Raw genomic sequence first — 4331 nt, 5'->3', positions numbered from 1 at the left:
GTTACCGGCTCGTCGGCGCCGACACGACCTGCACGTATCCCGACGCCGCGAAGCGCCTGCCGAAGGTCGGCTACCAGCGCGCGCTGTCGGCCGAAGGGCTGCTGTCGCTGCGGCCCGATCTCGTGCTCGCATCGGCGGAAGCCGGCCCGCCAACGGCGATCGCGCAGGTGAAGGGCGCCGGCGTCACGGTGACGACGTTCGACGAGCGTCACGACGTCGAATCGGTGCGCGCGAAGATCACCGGCGTCGCACAGGCGCTCGACGTGCGCGACGCCGGCACCGTGCTGCTGCAGCGTTTCGATCGCGACTGGCAGGCCGCGCGCGACGCGGTCGCCGCGCGCGTGCCCGGCGGCGCGCAGCCGCCGCGCGTGCTGTTCGTGCTGAACCATACCGGCACCCAGGCGCTCGTCGCCGGCCAGCGCACGGCCGCCGACGCGATGATCCGCTACGCGGGCGCGCGCAACGCGATGCAGGGCTTCGATCACTACAAGCCGCTGACGACCGAGGCGCTCGCGGCGGCCGCGCCCGACGTCGTGCTGATCTCCGACGAAGGGCTGGCGGCCGTCGGCGGTCACGCCGCGCTGCTCGCGACGCCCGGCTTCGGCGCGACGCCGGCCGGCCGCGCGCGGCGCGTCGTGTCGCTCGACGCGCTGTTCCTGCTCGGCTTCGGCCCGCGCCTGCCGCTCGCCGTCACGACCCTGCATCGACGCCTGTCGGATGCGCTCGCCTGACTCCGGATCGACTCGATGCCCGCTCACGCTCCACCCTTCAACGCGCCGTCGCCGGCCTCACGCTCCGGCGCCGCGCGCCTCGGCACGTCGCGCCGCTTCGCGCCGTTCGTCCTGGCCGCGCTCACCGTTCTGGTGGGCGCGATGTCCGTCGTCGCGCTGTGCGTCGGCGCATACCGCATTCCGCTGGCGGAAGCCTGGGCCGCGCTAAGCGGCGACGCGGCCGCGCAGCAGGCGCGCGCGGTGCTGCTCGACATCCGCGCGCCGCGCGTCGTGCTCGCGCTGCTGGTCGGCGGCGGCTTTGGCGCGACCGGCGCCGCGATGCAGGCGCTGTTCCGCAACCCGCTCGCCGATCCGGGGCTCGTCGGCGTGTCGAGCGGCGCCGCGCTCGGCGCGACCACGCTGATCGTGCTCGGCCCCGCGCTCTTCGCCGCCCATGCGAGCGAGGCCGCGTTGCCGGTCGCCGCGTTCGCCGGCGGCCTCGCGGTCGCGGCGCTCGTCTACCGGCTCGCCGCGTCGCGCGGCCGGCTCGCGCTGCCGCTGCTGCTGCTCGCCGGCATCGCGATCAATGCGCTGGTCGGCGCGGCGATCGGGCTGCTCACGTTCGTCGCCGACGACGCGCAGTTGCGCTCGCTGACCTTCTGGAGCCTGGGCAGCCTCGGCGGCGCGCAATGGTCGACGCTGGCGGCCGTCGCGCCGTGCGTGGCGCTCGGCTGCGTGCTGCTCGCGCGCGAACGCGATGCACTGAACGCGCTGCAGCTCGGCGAAACCGAAGCGCTGCATCTCGGCGTGCCCGTGCAGCAACTGAAACGGCGCGTGCTCGTCGCGGTCGCGCTCGCGGTCGGCGCGCTCGTGTCGTGCGCGGGCATCATCGGCTTCATCGGGCTCGTCGCGCCGCATTGCGTGCGCCTCGCGTGCGGCCCCGACCAGCGCATCGTGCTGCCCGGCGCCGCATTGCTCGGCGCGTTGCTGACGCTCGCGGCCGATCTTGCCGCGCGAACCGTGGCCGCGCCCGCCGACATTCCGCTCGGCGTGCTGACCGCGCTGCTCGGCGCGCCGTTCTTCCTCGCGCTGCTGTGGAAGAACCGCGGCGCGCTCGGCGGATGATCCCTTCTTCACGACGACCATGTTGACTGCCCACCACCTCGACGTCGCCCGCCGGCACGACACGATCCTGCGCGACCTGTCGCTGTCGATCGAGCCCGGCCGCGTGACCGCGCTGCTCGGCCGCAACGGCGCGGGCAAGAGCACGCTGCTGAAAACCTTCGCCGGCGAACTGACCGGCAGCGTCGCGCCGCACGGCGTGCGCGTGACGGGCGACGTCACGCTGAATGGCGAACCGCTCGCGCGCATCGACGCACCGCGGCTGGCGTGCCTGCGCGCGGTGCTGCCGCAGGCCGCGCAGCCGGCGTTCCCGTTCAGCGTCGACGAAATCGTGCTGCTCGGCCGCTACCCGCATGCGCGGCGCAGCGGCGCCCGCCACGTCATTGCGCATCGCGATCGCGACATCGCGTGGCGTGCGCTCGAACGGGCGGGCGCCGATGCGCTCGTCGGTCGCGACGTCACGACGCTGTCGGGCGGTGAGCTCGCGCGCGTGCAGTTCGCCCGCGTCCTCGCGCAGCTGTGGCCGGACCATGACGCGACGGAATCCGGCCCGCGCTACCTGCTGCTCGACGAGCCGACCGCCGCGCTCGATCTTGCGCACCAGCACCGGCTGCTCGATACCGTGCGCGCCGTCGCGCGCGAATGGCAGCTCGGCGTGCTCGCGATCGTCCATGATCCGAACCTCGCCGCGCGGCATGCGGATACGATCGCGATGCTCGCCGACGGCACGATCGTCGCGCATGGCGCGCCGCGCGACGTGATGACGCCGGCCCATATCGCGCAGTGCTATGGCTTCGCGGTGAAGATGGTGGAAACCGGCGACGGGACGCCGCCGGTGATGGTGCCCGCGTAGCGCGGGTGTGTATCGCATGATCATTGCGTCGATCGATGCCGTGCGCTACCTTGGACGGCGGCGTTCTCTCCAGGTCTGTCGTATCGCCCCTTCGAGGAAATCCCCGTGCCGCTTCCGATGACCCGCATCATCCTGTACGTCCGCGACGTCGCGCTGCTGAAGGCGTTCTACCAACGGCATTTCGCGCTGCCCGTCGTTGAGGAAATCGACGGCGAATGGGCCGTGCTCGACGCGGGTGCGATCGAGCTCGCGCTGCATCGGGCCGGCCCGGCCTTCCGTCATGCAGCCGCATCCTCAAGCACGAACGCGAGCGCGGCCACCAGCAACGTGAAACTCGTATTCACGATCGACGCCGATATCGACACGTATCGCGACCGACTCGCCCGCGACGGCGTGACCGTGCGCGATCTGAAGCGCTACGACGGCTTTCCGTACCGGATGGTCGACGGCATCGATCCGGAAGGGAACGTCTTTCAGGTGATGCAGCCGGACTGAATGCCGGCGCGGCAAGCCCAGGCGCGAGCGCTCAATGCTCGACGTCCGCCGCGCCGAAGCTCCGCATCTTCCAGCCGAGTCGCACGGCGAGCATCCGCATCGAGAAGCCGGCCGCCAGCGCGACGAGCGTCGCGAACCCCGCGTCGATGCCGAGATACTGCATCCCGACATACAGCGCGCCGGTGACGAACGCGACGCTCGCATACAACTCCTCGCGCAGGATCAGCGGCATCTCGTTGCAGAGTAAATCGCGCAGCATCCCGCCGCACACGCCCGTGATCGCGCCGGCCAGCACGACGATGATCGGCGCCGTACCGGTCGACGCGCCGATGTCGCAGCCGATGATCGTGAACGCCGCGAGGCCGATCGCATCGACGGTGACGAACAGCGTCTTCATCCGCGCGACGTGTCGTGCCGCCCACGACGCGACGGTCGCCGCGACCAGCGTGATCACCAGGTATTCGGGATGCGCGATCCAGCCGAGCGGATAGTGGCCGAGCAGCACGTCGCGCACTGTTCCGCCGCCGAGCGCCGTCACCGCGCCGACGAGCGCGAGCCCGAAGCGGTCCATTCCGCGGCGCATGCCCATCAGCGCGCCCGACATCGCTTCCGCGACGATCGCAATCAGATAGAGCGTATGCATGGCGCGCGTCAGTCGTCGGTCCGGAACAGGTCGAGCACGCGTTCGCGCTCGGCCGCGTCGACGGCGGCGGGCATCGGTTCATCGCGCTTGCCGTTATCGCCAGGCGCATCCGGCGCATCGCTGGCTGCCGCGCCGCCGCACGCGAAGCGGCTGCGGATATACGCCGGCACGTCGGCCGTGCAGGTGCCGCGCGTGTATTCGGCGTAGACGAAATCGCCGTCCACCAGCGCGACGTCCTGCGGCGGCGTCGCCGCGACCGGCGTGCGCCCGTCGACGGCCGTCTTCATGTAGTCGAGCCAGACCGGTAGCGCGAGCGTCGCGCCGGTCGCGCGCCCCATCGGGCGCGGCGTGTCGTAGCCGAGCCACGCAACCGCGACGATGCCCGACGAATAGCCGGCGAACCATACGTCCTTCGATCCGTTCGACGTGCCCGTCTTGCCGGCCGCGTCGTCACGCCTGAGCGCGAGCGCGCCGCGTGCAGTACCGGCCCGTACGACGTCGCGCAGCA

The 4331-nt window shown here is 71.9% G+C and carries 5 protein-coding genes and 1 pseudogene; 4 read left to right on the top strand and 2 right to left on the bottom strand.

Annotation, left to right across the window (positions count from 1 at the left end):
- The 4 genes from JMF86_RS28835 to JMF86_RS28820 all read left to right on the top strand — a co-directional run.
- Positions 1–731 (top strand): hemin ABC transporter substrate-binding protein (locus JMF86_RS28835; RefSeq protein WP_201317187.1); only part of this gene is annotated, 731 nt, incomplete at its 5' end.
- Between the two features lie 15 nt (positions 732–746).
- Positions 747–1835 (top strand): iron ABC transporter permease, encoded by a 1089-nt coding sequence (locus tag JMF86_RS28830; RefSeq protein WP_011548987.1) that lies wholly within the window; start codon positions 747–749, stop codon positions 1833–1835.
- Positions 1836–1854: 19 nt separating this feature from the next.
- The gene (locus JMF86_RS28825; protein WP_011548986.1) at positions 1855–2685 is read left to right on the top strand and encodes a heme ABC transporter ATP-binding protein; all 831 of its coding nucleotides are present in this window, start codon (positions 1855–1857) and stop codon (positions 2683–2685) included.
- Positions 2686–2790: 105 nt separating this feature from the next.
- Positions 2791–3180: a VOC family protein gene (locus tag JMF86_RS28820; RefSeq protein ID WP_027805877.1), complete on the top strand. Its 390-nt coding sequence runs from the start codon at positions 2791–2793 to the stop codon at positions 3178–3180.
- Positions 3181–3211: 31 nt separating this feature from the next.
- Here the strand turns inward: JMF86_RS28820 and JMF86_RS28815 are convergent, their stop codons facing one another.
- Entirely contained in the window at positions 3212–3823 is a 612-nt protein-coding gene (locus JMF86_RS28815; RefSeq protein WP_011548984.1) for a trimeric intracellular cation channel family protein, read from the bottom strand.
- A gap of 8 nt (positions 3824–3831) precedes the next feature.
- Positions 3832–4331 (bottom strand): annotated as a pseudogene (locus JMF86_RS28810) (penicillin-binding protein); the annotation flags it as partial.

Source organism: Burkholderia sp. E168m15 (genome assembly GCF_016586105.1).
Lineage (GTDB): Bacteria > Pseudomonadota > Gammaproteobacteria > Burkholderiales > Burkholderiaceae > Burkholderia > Burkholderia orbicola.
This window is presented reverse-complemented; position numbering and strand designations above follow the sequence as displayed.

Excerpts from the sequence above, each read along its gene's own strand:
- JMF86_RS28830 (WP_011548987.1), top strand. The coding sequence starts at position 747 with ATGCCCGCTCACGCTCCACCCTTCAACGCGCCGTCGCCGGCCTCACGC.
- JMF86_RS28825 (WP_011548986.1), top strand. The coding sequence starts at position 1,855 with ATGTTGACTGCCCACCACCTCGACGTCGCCCGCCGGCACGACACGATC.
- JMF86_RS28815 (WP_011548984.1), bottom strand. The coding sequence starts at position 3,823 with ATGCATACGCTCTATCTGATTGCGATCGTCGCGGAAGCGATGTCGGGC.